Raw genomic sequence first — 19,802 nt, 5'->3', positions numbered from 1 at the left:
CCCTCTCGCTGCGCTTTTCAGCGCTGCTCTTGAGGTGAAGCGCCCTCAAAAAATTGACTGCGGGTTTCCGCAATCCACTACTACTTGGGCTTGCTATTTGGTTTTCAAAGACCGAGCCGCTTGTTGCGACTTTGTTGCTTGCCGGTTTCTTTCAACCGACGGGGTTGCAGCTTCTATTTCAGTTCGCAGTCAGCGTCAACTTCGCTTTTGCGTCCTGCAGGCTTCTTCGAAGTTCGTCGGCGCCGTCCAGTGACTTCCGCCGCTTCTTTTCGAAGGGGAGCGGCTTCTACTTCAGCACCGCGCTCCCTGTCAACCGCTTGCTGTCAGCTTTCCTCACCGCTTTGCGTCCGTCGTGTTGCCTTCCGGACTGCTGCTTCTTCGGTGGGGCGCGGCTTCTATCTCTTCGCCGCGCTCGCTGTCAACTCGCTTGGTTGACTGCCCTATTTTCTTTTCGGTGCTGCTCTCTCCCCGAAGTGCCTTCCGCGCCAGTGCGCGGGCTTCGAGGTGAGGGGCGCGGCTTCTACCTCTTTGCCGCGTTCGGGATCAACAACCTTCGTCGATCCTTTTCTTCCCCCGCGCTGACCTTCCGAGGCCCAGGGGCCTGCCGGTCGTCGCGGAGGGGGCACTCTCTAACGCTTCGGGCCGAAGACGTCAAACCCTCGTTTGCGAGGGCCTGATCATTGGCGCTCCGACGAAAAGGAGCCTGAACGCCTGGCTGCGGGCCGCTCCGTTGGTCCGGACACGACAAGGCCCCCGACCCGGTGACAGGTCGGAGGCCCTTTCTCCCTACGGATGCCGCCTCAGCTCAAGGTGTCGCGGGGTCGAACGTGGAGATGCTCCAGCCCATGCGCTCGTGGCCGAACTTGTTCCAGTCCGGGTTCTTGCCGTTGACGACCTGGGCGTCCGTGTAGGACGGCGCCCCGGAGCCGGAGCCGGAGCCGGAGAAGATGTTCACGCTGATGGTGGAGCCCGTGTACGTCGGGTGCGTGTTGTCCGACTGGATGTAGTCGTAGCTGGTGCTGCTGTTCGCCAGGTGGCCGTTCGCGTCGCGCAGGGTGCTGCGCAGGGTCACGCTGATGCGCTGCACGTAGGCGTCCTCGGTCTCGCCGGCGCGGTACGCGATGGCCTCGGAGTCAATCTGGCCGTCGCCGTTGCGGTCGTAGTCCGACGCCATCATCTCCGCGAAGGCGTCCGAGCACTTGAAGCCGTACTTCGCCGCCAGGTTGCAGGCGCGCCAGTTGCTGCGCGCCAGCAGCGGCAGGAAGTACTGCTGCTTGTTCACCTTCTGGCCCGTCGTCGCGTCCGTGCAGGCCGTCAGCACGTTGTCCGCGTCATAGCCGGGGTAATAGATGTTGGAGATGACCTTCACCTTGGCGGTGGTCGCGTACTGGTTGATGGTCTGCATGCCACGTTCCATGTACGTGGTGCAGGTCGCCAGCGCGTTCTGCAGGCCGCTGTAGTTACAGGTGCCGGTCTGGTCGGTGAACGCGCTGCGGGCCTGCAGGTAGTCGTTGCCGCACATCTCGAACATCACGACGCGCGTCTTGGCGTCCTGCATGTAGGAGCGCTCGGAGACGATCTTGTTGTTGTAGATGTCGTCCGCCTTCGCGCCGGACTTCGTGCGGCGGATGACCTCCACGTTGGCGCCCCACTTCTTCGCCGCGTACTCACCCTCCACCACCGGGGCCGCACGACGCCCCACGCTGGAGATTCCGCCGTTATAGCCGGCGAAGATGGAGTCGCCGTAGGCCACCACCCGGTACGTCTGCGACGCCGAGCGGTTGATGGTCCACGACGTGTTCTGGTTGATGGTGCTGGCCAGCGCGGTGCCACTGAGGGTGGTGGCGGCGAGGACGGCGGCGAGGGACAGCCCGCTGCGACGAACGGACATACCGGCTCCTGAAGAGGTAGGGGGTTCCCGCCCCGGCAATGGGGAGAGGCCGCGCACGGTACACGGCTTTGATTCAGGAATCACTCCGCAGACCTGAATTAACTCCGCACTATGTATTCCATGTTGAACATGAATTCCGCCATGGTGCGTCAGAGGGGTGTTTTCGCACGCCCTTCTCTGACGCGGCGCTTCCGGTTGACGCGTTGTTTCACGACTAGAGTGCGTCCATGAACATCTCCGGGAGCGCCCGCGCACTGGGCCAGTGGCTGCTGTTGGGCGCCATCGTGGGGGGTGTGTGCGGCGCGGCGTCCGCGGTGTTCCTCGCGCTGCTTGAGGCGGCCACGGAGTTCCGGCTGGCGCATGAGTCGCTGGTGTACGCGCTGCCCTTGGCGGGGCTCGTCCTGGGCGCGGTGTATGGCCGGTGGGGTGCGTCCATCCGGGGCGGCAACAACCTGGTGCTGGACACGGTGCATGAGGGCGACGCGGTGATTCCCCTTCGCATGGCGCCCATGGTGCTGCTGGGCACGGTGCTCACGCACCTGTTCGGCGGGAGCGCGGGACGCGAGGGCACCGCGGTGCAGATGGGTGCGAGCCTGGCGGACCAGATTGCCTGGCGCTTCCGCGTGGCTCCGGAGACCCGGCGCGAGCTGCTGGCGGCGGGCATCGCGGGCGGCTTCGGTTCGGTGTTCGGCACTCCGCTGGCGGGCACGGTGTTCGGGCTGGAGGTCGTGTGCGTGGGCCGGCTGGGCTACGAGGCGCTCCTGCCCGCGCTCACGGCCGCCGTCGTGGGCGACCTGGTGACTCGGGGGCTGGGCATCCATCACACCGCGTACCCGGTGCCTCAGGCACTGGCGCTGACGTTGCCCGTGCTGGGCAAGTGGCTGGTGTTCGCGGTGGGCATCGCGGGCGTGGCGGTGGCCTTCATCGAGGGCACGCATGGACTGAAGCGGGTCCTGGAGCGCCGTGTGCCGTGGCTTCCCGTACGCATGGCCCTGGGCGGCCTGGGGGTGGTGGGGCTCTGGAAGCTCGCGGGCACCAGCGACTACCTGGGCCTGGGCGTGCCCGGCATCCTTCGCGCGTTCGAGGATGTGTCGCTGCCTTGGGGGACGTTCGCCTGGAAGCTCGTGTTCACGGTGGTGACGCTGGGCGCGGGGTTCCTGGGCGGTGAGGTGACTCCGCTGTTCTTCATTGGCGCGGCGCTGGGCAATGTCCTCGCTCGGCTGTTGGGACTTCCCGTGGACCTGGGCGCGGCGGTGGGCATGGCGGCGCTGTTCGCGGCGGCCGCCAATACGCCGCTCGCGCTGTCGCTGATGGCGGTGGAGCTGGTGGGCGCCTCCGTGCTGCCTCACGTGGCCATCGTCGCCACGGTGGCGTACCTGCTCACGGGCCACCGGGGCATCTATCCGTCGCAGCGCATCGCCCGGAAGAAGCTGGGCGGGCCTCTGCTGGACCGTATCGTCGCGTTGCGCGACCTGCACGCGGCGCCCCGGAAGGAATCCGAGGCGCCTCGCTGACGGTCGCTACCTGGAGGGGACGAGCCCCTCCGTGTGCCAGAACTCCACGTGCCCGGTGTCCAGCGAGTAGATGGCGGAGACGACCGCGAGTTCGCCCGCGTCGACCTTGGCCTTGAGGAGCTGGGAGCGCTCGGTGAGCTGGCGGGTGACGGCGTCCACGTTCGCGTGCGAGGCCTTCACCACCTTGGGGTCGTGCTTGTCCGCGTCCGTGAGGTGGGCGTCGATGAGGTTGCTCTTCACGGCGGAGACGAGCGCGTCGAGGTTGGGCGAACCGGTGCTCTGGCCGTCCGGGATGGTGAGACCCGCCTTCACGGCACCGCAGGACTCGTGGCCCATGATGACAATGAGGCGCACGCCCAGGTTGGCGACGCCGTACTCGATGCTGGCGACGACGAGGGGCTCCAGCTCGTTGCCGGCCTCGCGCACGACGAAGAGCTCACCCAGGCCCTGGTCGAAGACGAGCTCCGGGGGCACTCGCGAGTCGCTGCAGGTGACGACGATGGCGTGCGGGTGCTGCTCGTTGGCCAGCGCGTGGCGCACCGCGAGGGTCTGCGCGGGGTGGCGTGCCACGCCCTTGGTGAAGCGCAGGTTGCCCTGCTCCAGCCGGTGGAAGGTGACCGGCGGCGCTTCGGGCTTCACGGTGGGGTGGGACGGATGCGGGTCCTCGGCGAGCGCGGGCATGGCGATGCCCAGCAGCGCGACGGCCGCGGCGGTGCGAAGAAGAGGAATCATGGGGTGTGACCTGGAGTGGGGTGTACGCCGCAAGACGTGGGTCCGGGCGCCCCGCAGGGGTAACAGGGTGGCGAACCGGAAACCATGAACTCCATGGCAGGCTCCGCCGTCGTACATCCTCCTGCCTGAGGTTCAGGGCACTGTTTGAGCCGTCAGGCCCACTGCGCTGTCGTCCCTTCGCCTCAGCTCCGGGGTGGCCACCTGGAACTCCGTGGGCAGCATTCTCAGGATGCGTTCGCGGCGGTAACGGGCGCTTGCCAGGCGCTGCTCCAGGGCGGCCTTCTCGGCTCGGGCTGTTTTGTCGGGCGTCGCGGTGCGCTGGGTCAGCGCGGCCAACCTTCGCGATACTTCTTCAATCTCGCGGTCGATGAGCACCGGCTGGATGTTCCGCTTTGCTTTCGCCTTGCGGCCCTGGGCGTTGTTTTCAATCCAGACCGGCAACACTGAAACATCCGCCAGGGACACCGGGGCTCCGGGCTCCGCCCTGGTCACTCCGACTCGCAGGAGCAGTGTGTCTCTCTTGTCTCCGTCCTTGCCCAGCTGCCCCTTCACGTGACGGTAGAAGCGCGCCTGGTTCGCCACCAGGTTGCCCAATGAGTAGGCGATGAAACCCCGGCGCCCGGACTTCGTCGTGTATGCCTCCAATGGCTGCAACACGTGCGGATGGTGGCCGATGACCGCGAAGGCTCCTGCTTCCAGGAAGGACTGCCCCAGGGCCCTGTCCAACGGGTGCGGCGTGTCCGTGTACTCGCGCCCCCAGTGTCCCATCACGAAGAGCGCGTCACACTTCGCTGCCGCTGCTCGCACCCGCTCCAGTGCCTCCTCCGGTTTCAGCCCCCTTCTCGAGGCGTGCTCCGGGTAGGGCAACAGCGCCACGTGCGGCGCGTCCGTTTCCTTCGGGTTGCTGAAGCCGTTCAGGCTCCTCGTGAAGGAGAGGAAGCCCAGCTTGAGGCCTCGCACCTCCATGAACACCGGCTCCCAGGCCGCGTCTCTTGTCGTCCCCGTTCCCGTGTGGCGCAGGCCCGCTGCGTCCAGGTGTCCCAGCGTCTCCACCAGGCCTTCCACGTGCTGATCCCTTGCGTGGTTGTTGCCCGTGGACACCACCTTCACTCCGGCGTTCACCAGGGCCTGCACCATGGCTGGGGGCGCGTTGAAGACCAGCTCCTTCGTGAAGGCCTTGGTGTTGGCCGTGACCGGCGTCTCCAGGTTCACCACGCCCACGTCCGCCGTTCGCAACACATCCGACAGCGGGCCGAAGACGTGGTCCCAGCCTTCGTGGTTTCCACTGCGCGCGTGGGCCTTCGCCACCGACTTCACCTCGCCGTGCGGAATCACGTCTCCACCAAAGACGAGCTCCACTCGCGCGGGCGCAGCCATCCCCCACAGCGGGATGAACACCAGCAAGGCCCCCCACCCTCGCATCAGTCCTGCTCCCGCACCCCGATGAAGACTTCCCGGTGCCAGGGGTCCCTGCGTGTCGTCGCGGGACAGCCGGCCTCTCGCATCCATTCGAGCCAGTCTTCACGCCGGAACAGACCGAAGCGGTGTCGCTCCTGCGACATGCTCACCGTTCCGTCCGCTTCGCGCAGCAGATAGGCGAACGCGGTCTCGAACGTCTCGTCGTCCGGGTCCGGATCCCAGGTCCACATGAGATAGCGCATTCCTCGCCCGTCCGGCCCGTCGTGGCCTCCGGACTCGGTGAGGGGCTCGAAGGTCTCACGCACGCAGTCCGGCAACAGCACCACCCGGCCTCCCGGGCGGCAGTGCGCAGCAGCCGTATGGACCGTGGCTCGCGCATCCTCGCGATCCACCGCGTACATGATGGCGTCGTGCACCATCACCCGGTCGAACGTGCGGCCCAGCCGCAACGAGCGCATGTCCCCCACCCGGTGCTCGCACTCCGGATTCACCTTGCGGCTCACCGCCACCATCTCCGCCGAGCGGTCCGTCAGCGTCAGCGTGAAGTGCTTCTTCATGTGGAAGGCCAGGCTTCCTCCGCCCGCCCCCAACTCCAGCATCGTGCTCGCCGGGCCCTCCTCCGGATGCAACATGGGGAGCAGGTCCTCCGCCTCCTCCCCGTACTCCTCCGGTGGCGAGAACAACGGCCACCAGCCGGCAAGGTCGGTGTAGAGCTGTGGCTCCTCCACGGGAGGCGGGAGCACGGTGCGCAACGACGCCATGGATGACTTCCTCGGAGATGGGGCACCGTTCTACCGCCCGGACAACCCGTGCGTCCATGAGGCCTAACGGACCTGGATGGCGTCCGCGACCACGTAGGTCCCCGCCGTCACCCACCGGCTCAGCTGGACCTTGTTCCACCCCGCCGGGAAGCTCCACGTGCCGAGCGTGTTCCACCTTGCGCCGTTGACCGTCTGGTTCACCTTCACATTCGCCAGCTGCGTGCCGGATGCGTTCGTGACGATGAAGGGCGCGACCGTGGAGCGGTCGCTCGCCGCCGTCCACCACGCGTCCACCGTCTTCGTTCCCGCCGCGGCCATGTAGAACCAGAACGTCGCAGGCTCCGACACCGCTGCTCCCGGGGACACCAGGTAGCTGGTGCCGTAGTAGCCCGCCACGTTCGTGGAGGACGCCCAGCTGGTGCCCGTGAGCTGGATGTAGCCCTTGGCCTGGTCGTTGTTCGCGTTGTTGCTGTCGATGACCAGCCCCGTCGACGAACCTCCGCCGGACGTCCACAGGTACGTCACGTCCACCCAGTCGTTGTTCGACATCCCCAGGTCCAACCAGAACGTCCCGTCCGCGAGGTCGATGCCCGCGGGGTTCGCCGGCCGGCGACCGAACTGGTCCAACCCGCCGTTGAAGTTGTCCTGGTATGCCGCCTGCGCCTCCGGCTTGCCCTGCGGCAGCGTCTTCCACATCTCGCGCACGCTGGACGGGTTCCAGTAGTCGTCCTTCGTGTTCCACGGGCCCACGTCCCAGACGGACGTCGTCGCGCACTTCGCTGTCTTCGAATAACAGACGCGTACCTGGTACTCGGAGCCTCCGTTCGACGCGAGCCCTCGCCTTGAAGGCAGCGCCACGAAACGGTCGTTGGTCTTGATGACGTGGCCGTTCGCCGTCGTGCCTCCCACCAGGCCCTCACGGGTGGCGTAGACGCGGTAGGTCAGCGGCGCGAGCGTCTGGAGCCCCTCCTCCGTGCCTCCTTCGCGCCAGCCCTCCAGGCCCACCGTCTGGACCACGGGACCGCGGCCTCGCTCGTCCGCGATGAGCGCGAGGCGCACCTGCACCTCCGTGCCCGAGCGGGGCAGGCGTACGGCTTCGTCTCCCGTGGCGGTGCGCCATTCGCTCCAGGCTCCTCCGGGGGTTCTCACGCGTACGTCCACTTCGACGCCCTGCCCCAGGCCTACCGCCGCCTGGACCTGGGGACGGAAGGTGTCCACGGGCTGCTCGAGCGTGCGCGCCGGGAACTCGAAGAGGCCCGTGAGCCGGCTCAGGCCTTCGGGACGGCGCATCACGGCGTTGGGTTCGTAGAGCAGCCCGTCTCGCGTGCCCACGAGCTCCGACGTGCCTGCTCCGGCGGAAAGATTCTCCGTCCAATGCTGCGTGCCGGGCTCCGCCGCCTCCACTCCTTCCGCGAAGACCGCGCCCAACATCACCGCCATCAGGGTGGACCGCCACGACGCGCGCATGCCTGGACTCCCGGGAAATGGACAAAACGTTTAGACCGTTCAACGTTTAAATCCGTCTTTCCCAGTTCTCAAGAGCCAAGGCGTGAAACCGTCGTGGCTCGGTGCATCACGTCCCGTTGATGACGGAGCGGATCCATAACGTGTACGTGGCCACGTTGGTGAACAAGGAGAAGGTGTTGCACTGGTTGGAGCCGAACCCGCTCACAATCCCATACAACTTCCCGTTGAAGGCCAGGGGTCCGCCGTCATCCTTCGTGCAGACGTTGGCGGTGGCGCTCGGCGCCGTGCACAACACCGCGCCGTTGACGTAGTCGCTTCCCACCATGTCTCGGCAGGTGGCCGTGGAGGTGATGCTCAGGCTCACTCGCTTGAGCGCATCGGAAGTGGGCGCTGTCTGGGTGCGGCCCCAGCCGCTCGCGACGTACGGCGCACCCAGGGGCGCGGGCGCATCCGGCAGCGTCAGCGTCCGCACCGCCTGGGAGAGATTGAAGGGCTGGGCGAGTTGGAGGAGCGCGACGTCGTGGACCGACCCGTCGTAGGACGGGTGCATCACCTTGCGCGATACCGCTCGGTACTGCTCGTCCGCCTCCACCGAGCCCAGCCGCAGGTCTCCCGCGTAGATGCGCATGGACGCGGGGGTGACGCCCTCGACGCAGTGGGCGGCCGTCACCACCCAGCCGGCCCGGAGGAGCGTGCCTCCGCAGGTGAATGCGCCCGTCACGTGGAGGCGCACCTGGTGGGGCAGCTCGTACCGGGCAGCGATGCCTCCGCCGATGAGCTCCTGGGTCTGGACACCGGGGACAGCTACCTCATCCGGCTCTCCACCACAGGCGAGGAACCCCAATGCCATCAACGCGGATGCGAAACGGGATGTCTTCATGCGGTGAGGCATGAAGGATTCATGCCTCACCGTCAATCCTGGAAATCGAGACTAGTCAGTCCACCGACTTCGTACCGAAGAGGCGGTCTCCCGCGTCGCCCAGGCCGGGCAGGATGTAGCCGTGCGAGTCCAGCTTCTCGTCGATGGCGGCGGTGAAGACTCGCACGTCGGGGTGGTGCTCGCGCAGGTTCGTCAGGCCCTCCGGACACGCGAGCAGACACACGAAACGCAGTGAGCCCGGGCGGCTTCGCTTCACTCGCTGGAGCGCCGCCACCGCGGAGTTGCCTGTCGCGAGCATCGGGTCGCAGACGATGACGTCTCGGTCCTCCAGGTTGGCGGGCACGCGGTAGTAGTACTCCACCGCGCTCAGGGACTCCGGGTCGCGGTACAGGCCGATGTGGCCTACTCGCGCGGAGGGGACCAGTTGGAGCAGGCCGTCCAGGATGCCCTGCCCCGCTCTCAGGATGGGCACCAGCACCAGCTTCTTGCCGTCCAGCGCCCAGCCCGTGGTGCGCGCCATGGGCGTTTCAATCTCCTCCTCGCGCAGCTTCAGGTCTCGCAGCGCCTCGTACCCGAGCATGAGGGAGATCTCCTCCAGCAGCGCCCGGAAGGACGCCGTGCTCGTATCCGTCCTGCGCATCACCGTCAGCTTGTGCTTCACCAGCGGGTGATCCACCACCGTGCAGTTCGGGAAGTCCATGTGTCGCCGTCCTTGTATGGGTTTCAGAACACCGTGCCGTCACTGCGGATGCGGATGGGCGGAACGCCTCCGGGGCGCAGCTCCGCCGCCACCCGGCGCCCCGCCGTCCATGTGCCGCCCTGGAGCACCTTCGCCAGCGGCAGCTCCTCCGCGCTCAATTCCAGACGCCCTCGCACCAGCGCGGCCACGCGGTCCAGCAGCGCCACCGTCAGCGCACGCCACTCCACGATGGGCGGGTCACCCGGGCCGTAGACCTCCGTCGTCAGGCGCGGGTCCTGCGGCACCAGCACGCCCAGGTCCACGAAGAGGCCTCCGTTGCGGTACTCCGGCAGGCCGGTGAGCGCGTCCAGCTCCGTCACCGTCACGCCGGCTTCCGCCAGCGGCTCCACCAGCGAGTACGCCAGCCACTGGGACAACTTGTGGAAGGGCACCAGCGCGTCCGCGCTCCCCGGCGGCCCGAGCGCCGGATGCGGCCACACGTCCCCCAGGTTCACTCCGTCCACCGTCGTGCGACCCGGCCAGATGGGGCCCAGCACCTCCAGCAGCGTGCCCAGGACCTCCGCCGCTCGCACGCTGCGGCGGTGCGCGGCCAGCATGTCGAACAGCGACCCCGGCCTGGGCAGCACTCGCGACAGCGCCTGCATGAGGTGCAGGCGCCCCTCCACTCCCAGGAGCGGATTGGACTCCGACACCTGGAGGCCTCGCTCCAATTGCTCGCGCGTCATGCGGCCCAGGGCCTCCGCGTCCGCGCGCAGCGGCCGGTCTGGATCCGACGAGAAGCCGCCCGCCATGAACATGCGCAGCGACGCCACCGCCAGTCCCTCCGAGCGCACGTAGGACGCGCCTCCGGGTTCCTGGTAGCGCCACGCGGGTCCGCTGCCCGCATCCAAGAGCACGCTCACCACGCCCAGGTCCACCTTCGCCCTGGCTCGTTCCTCCGGCGGCAGCGGGGCCAGCTTCGCCTCCAGTTGCGCGAGCCTGGGCACTCCTCCCGCGTCGAAGTGCCTCCAGCGGCTGTGCACCGGGATGTCCAGGCGGGGGTATGCCTCGTGCGTCACCGCCAGCACCCGGTCCACCACCGTGGGCAACCGGGACGGCTCCACCCGGAAGTACTCCAGCCGGCCGGCGAGCCCCAGGTCCAACACCTGATGACAGCGCTCGCGGATGGCCGCCGGGCTGCGCAGCCATGCCACCGTCGGGGACACCTCCTGCACCCGGATCGCGTCAAGCATCGAGGTCCCGTCCCTTCACCTGCGCCAGCTCCCCCGCATCCGCCACCGGCCCTCGCGTGAAGTAGCCCGCGGCCTTCTTCGCCTCCATCTCCACCTTCGCGTCGGCGGGGATGAGTCCGTCCGGGATGGGCACCCGCTCGAGAATCTCGATGCCCGAGCGCACGATGGCGTCGTGCTTCATGTCGCTCATGGAGATGAAGCGGTGGATGCGCGTGATGCCCAGCCAGTGCAGCACGTCCGGCATCAGCTCCTGGAAGCGCATGTCCTGCACGCCCGCCACGCACTCCGTGCGGTGGAAGTACGTGGCCGCGGAGTCTCCGCCCTCCTGGCGCTTGCGTGCGTTGTAGACGAGGAACTTGGTCACCTCGCCCAGCGCTCGGCCCTCCTTGCGGTGGTAGACGATGAGCCCCACCCCGCCCTGCTGCGCCATCCGCACGCACTCCTCGATGCCGTGCACCAGGTAGGGCCGGCAGGTGCAGATGTCGCTGCCGAAGACGTCCGAGCCGTTGCACTCGTCATGCACCCGCGCCGCCAGCGGCACGTTCCGGTCCGCGAGCGAGGTGATGTCTCCAAACACATACAGCGACAGACCGCCGATGGGCGGCAGGAAGACGTGCAGGTCCGGGCGGGTGATGAGCTCCGGGTACATGCCTCCGGTGTGCTCGAAGAGGCCGCGGCGCAGCGCGCCCTCCGTGAGACCGAAGCGTTCGGCGATGCCGGGCAGGTACCAGACGGGCTCCACCGCGGCCTTCACGACCTTCACGTCACCGTTGGCAGCGACGAGGTCGCCGTCCACCTTGAGGCGCCCGGCGGCCATGGCCTCGCGCACCTCCGGCATGTTGATGTGGGCCCGGGTGACGGCGATGGTGGGCCGGTAGTCCACGCCCTGCTCGGCGTAGGCCCGGAACACCTGCGATGCCACCGCTCCCCAGGGGTCCAGCGACACGATGCGCTTGGGGTCGCTCCACCCCGGATGCGGGCCCACCTGCGCCGCCGGCGAGGTGTTGGTCAGGTCCGCCTTGTGGTCCTGCGGCAGCTTGCCCGCGGAGACCGCCAGCGCCCGGTAGATGGAGTACGCACCCGAGTGCGTGCCGATGACGTTTCGGCTCGCGGGGTCGGAGAGCGTGGCCACCACCGGGCCCCGGCGCAGCGGCTCCGACTCGCCCCAGCGCAGGGGGACTCCGGGCGCCTGCCCGTCGGGATGGGACGTAAGACGGATGTGATTGACGGGCTTCTTGTCAGCCATGGGTGCACCCTCCTTGGGGGGCGCGGGAGAGGAATGATGTCTGGGAATGGAAAGACGCCGACGCTCGGCGTCAGCTCATCCACGAGCCGTCGGTGCGCGCGGACCACTTGCGCGTTACCTTCTTGAGCTGGCTCCAGAAGTCGAGGCTCGACGGTCCCGTGATGTCCCCGTGGCCGAACTTCGACTCGCCCGTGCCGCCGAAGGAGAAGGGCTCGCGCGGCACCGGCACGCCCACGTTCACGCCCACCATGCCGGCCCTGGCGCCCTCCACCACCGACTGGGCCACCGCGCCGTTCGTGGTGAAGATGGACGCAGCGTTGCCATAGGGCGACGCGTTCTCCACCGCGAGCGCCGCCGACAACGTGGGCACCCTCACGATGGACAGCACCGGGCCGAACAGCTCGCGCCTCGCGGCCTCCATGTCCGGGCGCACGTTGTCCAGCACCGTGGGCCCCAGCCAGTGGCCGTTCGCGTACGCCTCGCCCGCGGGCCGCCTGCCTCGCCCGTCCAGGAGCACTCGCGCTCCGTCCGCCTGGGCCTTGGCGATGGCCGTCTCCAGCCGATCCACCGCGCCCCGGTCGATGAGCGCTCCCATGCCCGGGCCGACCTCCAGGCGCGAGGCTCGCCGGAGGATGTCGTCCACCAGCGGCTGCACGTCTCCCACCGCGAGCATCACGCTGGCCGCCATGCAGCGCTGGCCCGCGCAGCCGGTGAACGAGTCCACCACCGCCTGCGGCGTGAGCTCTGGATCCGCGTCCGGCACGACGATGAGGTGGTTCTTCGCGCCGCCCAGCGCCAGCACGCGCTTGCCGTGGCGGCTGCCCTCCACGTAGACGTGCCGCGCGACCGGGGACGAGCCCACGAAGGCCAGGGCCTTCACGTCCGGGTGCTCCAGCAGCGCGTCCACCGCGGGCTTCGCGCCGTGCACCACGGAGAAGACGCCCGGTGGATAGCCCGCCTCCACCATCAGCTCACCCATGGCGGTCGCGGTGAGCGGCACCTTCTCCGACGGCTTGAGGATGAAGGCGTTGCCCACCGTGACGGCAATGGGGAACAGCCACAGGGGCACCATCGCGGGGAAGTTGAACGGCGTGATGCCGGCGACGACGCCCAGGGGCTCGCGGCGGTATTCGCAGGTGACGCCCCTGCTCACCTCCAGGTGCGCTCCGCTGTCCAGGTTCTGGAGCGACAGGGCGAAATCACAGACCTCCATGCCCTTGAGCAGGCCCGCGCGGCCCTCCGCCACCGTCTTGCCGGATTCGCTCGCGGCCAGGTGCGCGAGCCTTTCCAGGTGCGTCTCAAGCAGCGTGCGGAAGCGTTGCAGGAATTGGGTGCGCTCGCGCAGCGGGGTGACGCGCCAGCCTTGCGCGGCGGCCTTCGCGGCCTCCACGGCCTGGGCGACACCAGACGCGGTCGTCAGCGGCACCCGGCCGATGAGCGCGCCGGTATAGGGACTGCGAACATCCTGCGCGGACGCTCCGGACGGAGAGACCCACTCTCCGCCCACGAGGTTGCGACAAGAGACCACGCTCTCGGGTAACCGAACAAAGGACACGCGCACCCCCCCGGTGTTGCGTGACAAATGGGCGGCAAGGATAGACGCAAAGCCGGAAGCCAGGGCAAGGCGGGGAGCGTCACCGTGTCATTGCTTGATCGGAAGCAATGGATCTCCCCATGTTGCTCTGTCGCAAACCCGACCGATGCACGGGTGCGCGAACGTGCGCGCCGCGCCTCGTCAGGCCTGGGAGAGCATCCGCTGGTGCCGCTCCGACAGCGCGGAGGTGTCCGTGAGGGTGCGCAGCTCCGCGATGGCGGTGGCGTCCTCAGTGTCCGGGTTGAGGCCGAGCGAGATGGCCTCCAGGTACAGCTCCAGCGACAGCAGGAAGCGCGAGTCGGCGGTGAGGGGGTCTCCCTGCTCGCGCATCAACTCGCCGTCCTCGCGCACCAGCTTCGCGAGCATGCGCGCGCGCGAGGCGGTGCCGAGCAGGCGCGAGGTGGACTCGGCGTCCGCGAGGATGAGCGCGCCGTACTCCATGCCCAGCACGGTGAGGGCGGTGTCGCGGATGTGGTTGCGTGCGTCCCCATACCGCTTCTCCTTCCGGGCCTTGAGGATGCTGGCGATGGCGGCGGCGAACTGCTCGGCGGCGCGCTCGATGAAGTCCTTGCGGAGGGACATGGGTCCCGCAAGGTAAGCCCGACCCGGGGCATCCGCACGTTTCCCACCGTGGGGGCACTCTTCTGTCACATGAAACCCAGGAGGTTTCTTGGCTTCAGTGCCTTGGCGTGAGGGGGGAGTGTCCGGTGGACGCACTCCCTTTGCCCGGGAAGCGCGGCGGCACCTGTGTAGCGCGTGCCGCCGCCCATCACCCATCCAGGGCCCGCGGCCTCAGTCCGCGATGGACCACGAGTCCGCGCAGGGCTCGATGTCCGACGGGTTGTAGATGCTCGCCAGCGTCGGCGTCATGTTGCCCGAGGAGGGGATCTGCGCCACCAGGTCATCCCCGATGAAGAAGCCCACCACGTAGCTCTCCATCTGGGAGCAGACCCCCATCTGGAAGACCGGCGCGGCGTTCGGCTGCACATCGAAGGCCTCCAGGTAGACGACGCCCGACAGGCCGACCCGCTTGTAGAAGACGACGATGTCGAACCAGTCCGCCGAGGTGAGGTTGCGCACCGTCACCGTATAGATGTCCTCCAGCAACGCCCCGGACGAGGACGGCGTCCCCCCAGCCAGGATGGACAACGGACGGGCCGTCACGGGACGGAGCGCGAGCAGCGCCCGGGCCTCCGCCGTGCCCGGAAGCGTCCCATCGAACTGGGACACCAGCCGCAACAACCCTACGTCCACGGGGTCCTGGGCCCTCAGGGTCACGGAGACGAGCCCCTCCGCCTGGATGCGAGCGAGCAGCGCCTGGGCACGCGCCGCCATCCCCTCCTTCCGCGACGACGTCCCACTCCCGGACGCCGGCCCCTCCGCGAGGACAGTCGTGGAACCCAGCAGCATGCACATCGAGGCAACGACGGTCAGCAACCGCTTCATTGGCAATCCCTCCCACTTGTCAGTGATTCACAATCCCTACCAAATGGCCTCAAAGCTTTTCAAGATCTTTCCTGAATTTACCATCTGCGTATGGATTTTCGATTGAGGCTGGAAAGGCATTCCGGGAGCCGGCGCGGCGCCTGGGGGCACATCTGACAGGCTTCTGGGGCGCACCATGACAAACTGTCGCGGTCCCAGGCGGGGAGGCACCCCATCCGCGAGGAATCCCAGTGGGTTCCAGACGGCATAGCGATTGCTAAGCTTTCACCCAAAAGGAGTCAGGCCATGCCCCTGTCCATGATGAAGTCTGGGATTCGCGCCGCCATGCTGCTGTCTGTCTGCATTGCTGGAAGGACTGCCTGGAGCGAGGAGGTCCAGCTCACCGTCCAGGACGTGCCCCAGCCGCTCGCCGCCGCGGTGAAGCAGTTGGAGACCCGCGAGGGGTGGGGCATCACCTATGAGGAGCCGCCCGACAGGCCCGCGCCGAAGGGCTCCATCACCCTGACCTATGCCGTCACGGACGCCACCCGGACGGATGCCAAACTCCAGGAGGAGGTCCTCACGCGGCTGCTCGCGCAGCAGGCCGGGAAGGAGGCCCCGCGCTTCCGGTTGGTGCAGGCGGGAGGACTCTGGCACGTCACGCCCGAGCAGGGCTCTCCACTGGAGACACCCCTCACCCTGCCCCGCCAGGAGCGCTCCCTGGGAGAGATCCTCCGGCTCCTCTGCGCGGAGGTCTCGAAGCAGAGCGGGACGCAGGTCGAGCTGGGGAGCACGGCCGGGCTTCCGTTGGAGAGCCGGGTCACCCTGGAAGCCGTGACCCGGGAGCCCGCGCGGGCCGTGCTGGCGCGGCTGCTGAACACCCCTCCCCGGCGTGCGGCGTGGACCCTGAAGACGCAGGGCCCGGAGCGGAAGTTCATCCTTTCTCCCCACCGGATCTTCCGTCTCACGGGCGGCACGCCGACGACCGCCGGGAGCGCGCCGGGGCCGGCTCCATCGAAGTGACCCACCCGTGACCTTCGGATGAGGAGGGCTTCCGGCGGGATTGAACGACCAGACCCAAGGTCCGGTTGCGTATCCCGTTCAAGCGCGGATCCACGGGAGCCCCGGAGGATTCGCGCGCCCCCCGACGTCATTCATCTGGAGAGTCCACCGTGGGAGCGCCTTTCGCTCGCGCACAGCTGCGTCCGTTGTCCGAGGCACCGGTCCTGGAATGGGGGATCCGGTGGGACGTCACCGACTCCGAGCGCATCCGCATCATCCTCGCCACCGCCGCCGCGATGGGCTCGTCCGCCCTGCTGCGACGGGGAGACATGGCGTCGCCGCTGCGGCTGGAGACGCTGGAGCTGGAAGGCGGAGTCCTCCACTGGTCCGGGCTGACGGTGGATCCGGGCGCGGACGCGTGGGAGGTGGAGGTGTTTGGCCATGGCTGCGTCTACCGGATGCTCCTGTCCGGTGAGCCGGCGGAGCAGGGGACGTGGGTGACGCCGCTGCCTCGTCAGTTGATCCAGGTGCGCCGCCGGGCGCATCGGCGTGCTCCCGCGCCTCCGGACCTGAGCGTGCGCCTGCCGCTGCCAGGGTGGCTGGGCCGGGAGCGCGACGCGGTGGATGTGTCCCTGCATGGGATGGCGCTGCGGCTGGGGACCGGGGAACGCCTTTCGCCGGGCCGGGTGCTCCAGCCCATCGAGCTGCGCACGGCGGCGGGTGAGGTCCTGTCGCTGCGCGGGGAGGTGCGCCATGTGTCGGACCGCACCGATGGGGAGCTCCAGTGCGGGCTCCTGGTGACGCCGCTGACCGCCGAGGACTCGGAGCGATGGCAGGCGCTGGTGGCGCGGGCCCTTCATCCGACGACGTGTACCGATGGCGCGCGGGTGGAGGAGCAGTGGCGGCTGTTCATCGACTCCGGCTACTTCAACCTGGCGGGCAGGTCCGCGGAGGACTTCGAGTCGCGGCGGCGGAGCTTCATCGAGCTGGGCCGCCAGGCTGGTTCGATGGGCTCGGTCCTCACCGAGGTGGTGTGGCCTTCCGAGCGTGGCTTGGAGGCGACCCTCTCCGCGATGAAGCCCTACCGCTCCGTGTGGATGGTGCACCAGCTGGCGCGGCGCCAGGACGCCACGCGGTTCGAGCGCCTCAAGGGCCAGATGCTGCGTGAGCTGTACGTGCACTGCGTGGAGCACGCGCAGCGGGACAGCGGGTTCCGGTGGTTCGCGGCGTACATCGAATCGACCGTGCCCTTCACATACCGCTCGCACGTCGGCTTCGCCGGCCGCATGGCGGCGACGGGGCGGACGCTGATGCTGCCGATGCGAATGATTGACGTCGAGTGTTGCCATTCCCCTGCCCCGCCGGCGACGGGGCTGGAGCTGGGGCCCGCGACGGAGGCGGAGCGGCGGCTGCTCGTTGAGCGGATCGCCCTCACCCGCCCTGCCTGCTACGCCGAGGCGTTGGACCTGCGCCTGGAGACGCTGGACCTGCGGGACGTGACGCGGGCCTGGCAGGCGGTGGGCCTGGAGCGCGAGCGGCATCTGCTGGTCGCTCGCGAGGGCGCGAAGCCGGTGGCGGTGGCCGTCCTGGAGTCGGGGTCTCCCGGCACCAATCCCTTCGGGCTGCTGGACTCCGTGCGGGTGTTCGCGCTGTCGCCGCGGGCCCGGCAGGCCTATCCGGCGCTGATGGATGGGGCTCGCCGCTGGTTCGCCCAACGGGGCCGCGACGGCTTCACCTTCCTGGCCGAAGAGGCTGGCGACGTGGAGGCCGCGGGCCTGCATGACGCCGCGCCCGACGCGAAGCCCTACCTGTGGCTCATCCCCGCAGACCTCGCTCCCGAGTTCCTGGAGCACATCCATGAGCAGACGGCGCCCCGTCCGCTCTCCCACCCCCAGAAGGAGCTGTCATGAGCCTCATCCAGACGCAGTACCTGCCGCACGCCATGGAAACCCGCGCCCGCCTGGAGACGGAGCCCGTCGTGCGCACGCTCCTGTCGCCGGACATCACGCCGGACCTGATGGCGCGCTTCCTCATCGAGTGGTCCGCCCGGGGCGCGTACATGACCGAGCCCGTGGACGGATGGATCCGCAGCGCCGGTGAGCGCTGCATCGCGCTGGGCCAGGAGAAGGTGGGCCGGCAGCTCATCACCCACGCGAAGCACGAGGCCGGCCATCACCTGATGACCCTCCAGGACGCTCGCGTGCTGACGGCGCAGTGGAACGCGAGCCACTCGCAGAAGCTGGACGCGGATGCACTGGTCGCCCAGGCGCCCACGGCCGCCATGCGTGAGTATCGGCAGGTGCACGACGAGGCCATCACCGGCGACCTGCCGCTGGGCCAGGCGGCCATCGAGTACGAGGTGGGCTACCTCGCGGTGGTGCTGGTGCCGCGCATCCTGGCGCGCGTGCGCGAGGTGCTGGGACAGGGGACGCTGGACACGCTCACCTTCCTGCGCGAGCACGCGGAGGTGGACGTGGGCCACACCGCGCTCAACGAGCGGATGATGGAGGGGATGCTGAGCACCCATCCCGAGGAAGGCCGGCGGCTGGCGGCGTTCGGCTCGCGCGGGCTGGACTGCTACCTGCGCTTCCTGGACGACTGCATGGAGGCGGCGCGCCGGAGTGTAGGCGGCGTCACCGCGGCGGCGGCCTGACGTCTTCCCGGACGGTCACGGAGCCGCGTGGCTCCGTGACTTCCAGTACTCGCGCTGCGCGGGCACGGAGACGAGCTGCCGCTCCGGATAGCGCAGCGCGGTCAGCTTCCCTCCGAACACACAGCCTGTGTCCACGCAGAGGGTGTTGTTCACCCATTCGGCTTCCGTGACGGGGGTGTGGCCGTACACGACCGTCGCCGGTCCACGGTAGTCCCGGGCCCAGTCGGCTCGCACCGGCAGACCGTAGGCGTCCGCCTCGCCGGTGGTCTCTCCGTAGAGGGCGAAGTCGCGCACCTCCGGGGTGTCCCGGCCGTGCATGGACTCCTTCAGGCCCGCGTGCGCCACCACGAGGTGACCGTCATCCAGGACGTAGTGTGGCGAGCGGGCTTCGATGAAGTCTGCGACCGCATGGGAGAATCCGGGCGGCTCACGTTCCAGCTGCTCCAGCGTCATCGCGAGCCCGCGCGCCACGCGCACGTCCTTGCCACGCAGCTTCTTGAGCAACTTGATTTCGTGATTGCCCGGCGCGCACAGCGCGGTGCCCGCCTCGACCATTCCCATCACCAGGCGCAGCACGTCCGTCACGCCGGGCCCACGGTCCACCAGGTCGCCCAGGAACACGACCTTGCGCCCGTGGGGCGTGCTCACGTCGAAGCCGGGGCTGCCGTCCGCTCGCGGCGCGACCGTGTAGCCCAGCTCTGTCAGCAGGGCCTTCAGCTCGTCGAAGCATCCGTGGATGTCTCCGATGATGTCGAAGGGGCCGTGCTCGTCCTGGCGGTGGCACGGCAGCGGGCGGTGCTCGAAGGCCACCGCGCCCGCCGTCTCCGGCGTGAGCACGTGCACGTGCCGGATGCCTTCCTTCGTCAGCCCCTTCAGCGCGTTCTGCAGCTGCTGCACCTGGTTGCGCAGAGCTCGGGGACTGGCGTGCGACCCGGAGCGCGTGCGGTTGCGCTCCAGACAGAGCGCTTCCGGCGTGTCCATGGCCACCGCGACCAGGGCGACGTGGTGCTCGCGCGCCAGGGTCACGTAGTGACGACGTGACTCGGCGCTGAGCGGGACGCCGTCGATGACGGTGAGCGTGCCCTTCGCGAGCCTTCGCGCCACCTCGTCGTGGAGCTTCGTTTCATTGCCCGTGCCGGGCAGCACGTCCTCGGGGAGGAAGTGCGTGTTCGCGAGGGTGGACTTGCCGGAGCCGGATGGGCCCAGGAGCAGCACGAGCGACTGCTCGGGAACAGGAATCATCATGATGGGAACACCGGGGTGGGGGTCGGCGTACCGACCGGCGC

At 68.5% G+C, this 19,802-nt stretch carries 18 protein-coding genes; 5 read left to right on the top strand and 13 right to left on the bottom strand.

From position 1 onward, the window contains the following. Nucleotides 1-253: hypothetical protein (locus GTZ93_RS42510; protein WP_222595360.1), on the top strand; the 253-nt coding region annotated here is incomplete at its 5' end. Nucleotides 254-805: 552 nt separating this feature from the next. Here GTZ93_RS42510 and GTZ93_RS35840 read toward each other — a convergent pair. Beyond that, on the bottom strand, nt 806-1,891 hold the full coding sequence (locus GTZ93_RS35840) for an SGNH/GDSL hydrolase family protein (protein WP_120575795.1): 1,086 nt from the start codon (nt 1,889-1,891) through the stop codon (nt 806-808). A 227-nt stretch (nt 1,892-2,118) separates the two neighbouring features. Here GTZ93_RS35840 and GTZ93_RS35835 point away from each other — a divergent pair, with 227 nt between their 5' ends. Beyond that, nucleotides 2,119-3,405 carry a chloride channel protein gene (locus GTZ93_RS35835; protein ID WP_139917142.1) on the top strand — a complete coding sequence of 429 codons (1,287 nt, stop codon included), beginning with the start codon at nt 2,119-2,121 and terminating at the stop codon, nt 3,403-3,405. A 6-nt stretch (nt 3,406-3,411) separates the two neighbouring features. Here GTZ93_RS35835 and GTZ93_RS35830 read toward each other — a convergent pair whose 3' ends face one another. From GTZ93_RS35830 to GTZ93_RS35780, 11 genes are all read right to left on the bottom strand, one after another. Continuing rightward, the gene (locus GTZ93_RS35830) at nt 3,412-4,137 is read right to left on the bottom strand and encodes a carbonic anhydrase (RefSeq protein ID WP_161663257.1); all 726 of its coding nucleotides are present in this window, start codon (nt 4,135-4,137) and stop codon (nt 3,412-3,414) included. A 132-nt stretch (nt 4,138-4,269) separates the two neighbouring features. Beyond that, nucleotides 4,270-5,559, bottom strand: coding sequence for a CapA family protein (locus GTZ93_RS35825; protein ID WP_139917146.1), 1,290 nt, complete (start codon nt 5,557-5,559; stop codon nt 4,270-4,272). Beyond that, on the bottom strand, nt 5,559-6,317 hold the full coding sequence (locus GTZ93_RS35820; protein ID WP_139917148.1) for a class I SAM-dependent methyltransferase: 759 nt from the start codon (nt 6,315-6,317) through the stop codon (nt 5,559-5,561). The genes GTZ93_RS35825 and GTZ93_RS35820 overlap by 1 nt, the downstream gene beginning before the upstream one ends. A gap of 63 nt (nt 6,318-6,380) precedes the next feature. Continuing rightward, the gene (locus GTZ93_RS35815) at nt 6,381-7,784 is read right to left on the bottom strand and encodes a golvesin C-terminal-like domain-containing protein (protein ID WP_139917150.1); all 1,404 of its coding nucleotides are present in this window, start codon (nt 7,782-7,784) and stop codon (nt 6,381-6,383) included. Between the two features lie 106 nt (nt 7,785-7,890). Next, complete coding sequence (locus GTZ93_RS35810; protein WP_161663256.1) at nt 7,891-8,664, bottom strand: S1 family peptidase; 774 nt, start codon at nt 8,662-8,664, stop codon at nt 7,891-7,893. A gap of 55 nt (nt 8,665-8,719) precedes the next feature. Beyond that, nucleotides 8,720-9,364 (bottom strand): uracil phosphoribosyltransferase, encoded by a 645-nt coding sequence (gene upp / locus GTZ93_RS35805; protein ID WP_120575802.1) that lies wholly within the window; start codon nt 9,362-9,364, stop codon nt 8,720-8,722. Nucleotides 9,365-9,387: 23 nt separating this feature from the next. Then, nucleotides 9,388-10,596 (bottom strand): URC4/urg3 family protein, encoded by a 1,209-nt coding sequence (locus GTZ93_RS35800; RefSeq protein ID WP_139917153.1) that lies wholly within the window; start codon nt 10,594-10,596, stop codon nt 9,388-9,390. Then, nucleotides 10,589-11,842, bottom strand: a complete 1,254-nt coding sequence (locus GTZ93_RS35795; protein WP_120575804.1) for a GTP cyclohydrolase II — start codon at nt 11,840-11,842, stop codon at nt 10,589-10,591. The genes GTZ93_RS35800 and GTZ93_RS35795 overlap by 8 nt, the downstream gene beginning before the upstream one ends. A 70-nt stretch (nt 11,843-11,912) precedes the next feature. Further along, entirely contained in the window at nt 11,913-13,397 is a 1,485-nt protein-coding gene (mmsA, locus tag GTZ93_RS35790) for a CoA-acylating methylmalonate-semialdehyde dehydrogenase (protein ID WP_139917155.1), read from the bottom strand. A gap of 180 nt (nt 13,398-13,577) precedes the next feature. Next, nucleotides 13,578-14,018, bottom strand: coding sequence for a hypothetical protein (locus tag GTZ93_RS35785; RefSeq protein ID WP_120575805.1), 441 nt, complete (start codon nt 14,016-14,018; stop codon nt 13,578-13,580). 210 nt (nt 14,019-14,228) lie between these two features. Next, entirely contained in the window at nt 14,229-14,882 is a 654-nt protein-coding gene (locus tag GTZ93_RS35780; protein ID WP_139917158.1) for a hypothetical protein, read from the bottom strand. Nucleotides 14,883-15,167: 285 nt separating this feature from the next. On the opposite strand from GTZ93_RS35780, the gene GTZ93_RS35775 reads away from it, so the two are divergent. The 3 genes from GTZ93_RS35775 (at nt 15,168) to GTZ93_RS35765 (ending at nt 18,516) form a co-directional block, all read left to right on the top strand. Next, nucleotides 15,168-15,884, top strand: a complete 717-nt coding sequence (locus GTZ93_RS35775) for a hypothetical protein (protein WP_120575807.1) — start codon at nt 15,168-15,170, stop codon at nt 15,882-15,884. Between the two features lie 149 nt (nt 15,885-16,033). Further along, nucleotides 16,034-17,773 (top strand): PilZ domain-containing protein, encoded by a 1,740-nt coding sequence (locus GTZ93_RS35770; protein ID WP_139917160.1) that lies wholly within the window; start codon nt 16,034-16,036, stop codon nt 17,771-17,773. Further along, nucleotides 17,770-18,516, top strand: a complete 747-nt coding sequence (locus GTZ93_RS35765; protein ID WP_139917162.1) for a hypothetical protein — start codon at nt 17,770-17,772, stop codon at nt 18,514-18,516. Before GTZ93_RS35770 ends, GTZ93_RS35765 begins: the two co-directional genes overlap by 4 nt. Before the next feature lie 15 nt (nt 18,517-18,531). Here the strand turns inward: GTZ93_RS35765 and GTZ93_RS35760 are convergent, their stop codons facing one another. Further along, nucleotides 18,532-19,761 (bottom strand): AAA family ATPase, encoded by a 1,230-nt coding sequence (locus GTZ93_RS35760; protein WP_139917164.1) that lies wholly within the window; start codon nt 19,759-19,761, stop codon nt 18,532-18,534. Nucleotides 19,762-19,802: the final 41 nt, after the last annotated feature.

Source organism: Corallococcus exiguus (genome assembly GCF_009909105.1).
In the GTDB taxonomy this organism is placed as follows: domain Bacteria; phylum Myxococcota; class Myxococcia; order Myxococcales; family Myxococcaceae; genus Corallococcus; species Corallococcus exiguus.
This window is presented reverse-complemented; position numbering and strand designations above follow the sequence as displayed.

Coding starts and splice junctions, on each gene's coding strand:
- GTZ93_RS35840 (WP_120575795.1), bottom strand. CDS start 1,891: ATGTCCGTTCGTCGCAGCGGGCTGTCCCTCGCCGCCGTCCTCGCCGCC.
- GTZ93_RS35835 (WP_139917142.1), top strand. CDS start 2,119: ATGAACATCTCCGGGAGCGCCCGCGCACTGGGCCAGTGGCTGCTGTTG.
- GTZ93_RS35830 (WP_161663257.1), bottom strand. CDS start 4,137: ATGATTCCTCTTCTTCGCACCGCCGCGGCCGTCGCGCTGCTGGGCATC.
- GTZ93_RS35825 (WP_139917146.1), bottom strand. CDS start 5,559: ATGCGAGGGTGGGGGGCCTTGCTGGTGTTCATCCCGCTGTGGGGGATG.
- GTZ93_RS35820 (WP_139917148.1), bottom strand. CDS start 6,317: ATGGCGTCGTTGCGCACCGTGCTCCCGCCTCCCGTGGAGGAGCCACAG.
- GTZ93_RS35815 (WP_139917150.1), bottom strand. CDS start 7,784: ATGCGCGCGTCGTGGCGGTCCACCCTGATGGCGGTGATGTTGGGCGCG.
- GTZ93_RS35810 (WP_161663256.1), bottom strand. CDS start 8,664: ATGAAGACATCCCGTTTCGCATCCGCGTTGATGGCATTGGGGTTCCTC.
- upp (WP_120575802.1), bottom strand. CDS start 9,364: ATGGACTTCCCGAACTGCACGGTGGTGGATCACCCGCTGGTGAAGCAC.
- GTZ93_RS35800 (WP_139917153.1), bottom strand. CDS start 10,596: ATGCTTGACGCGATCCGGGTGCAGGAGGTGTCCCCGACGGTGGCATGG.
- GTZ93_RS35795 (WP_120575804.1), bottom strand. CDS start 11,842: ATGGCTGACAAGAAGCCCGTCAATCACATCCGTCTTACGTCCCATCCC.
- GTZ93_RS35785 (WP_120575805.1), bottom strand. CDS start 14,018: ATGTCCCTCCGCAAGGACTTCATCGAGCGCGCCGCCGAGCAGTTCGCC.
- GTZ93_RS35780 (WP_139917158.1), bottom strand. CDS start 14,882: ATGAAGCGGTTGCTGACCGTCGTTGCCTCGATGTGCATGCTGCTGGGT.
- GTZ93_RS35775 (WP_120575807.1), top strand. CDS start 15,168: ATGCCCCTGTCCATGATGAAGTCTGGGATTCGCGCCGCCATGCTGCTG.
- GTZ93_RS35765 (WP_139917162.1), top strand. CDS start 17,770: ATGAGCCTCATCCAGACGCAGTACCTGCCGCACGCCATGGAAACCCGC.
- GTZ93_RS35760 (WP_139917164.1), bottom strand. CDS start 19,761: ATGATGATTCCTGTTCCCGAGCAGTCGCTCGTGCTGCTCCTGGGCCCA.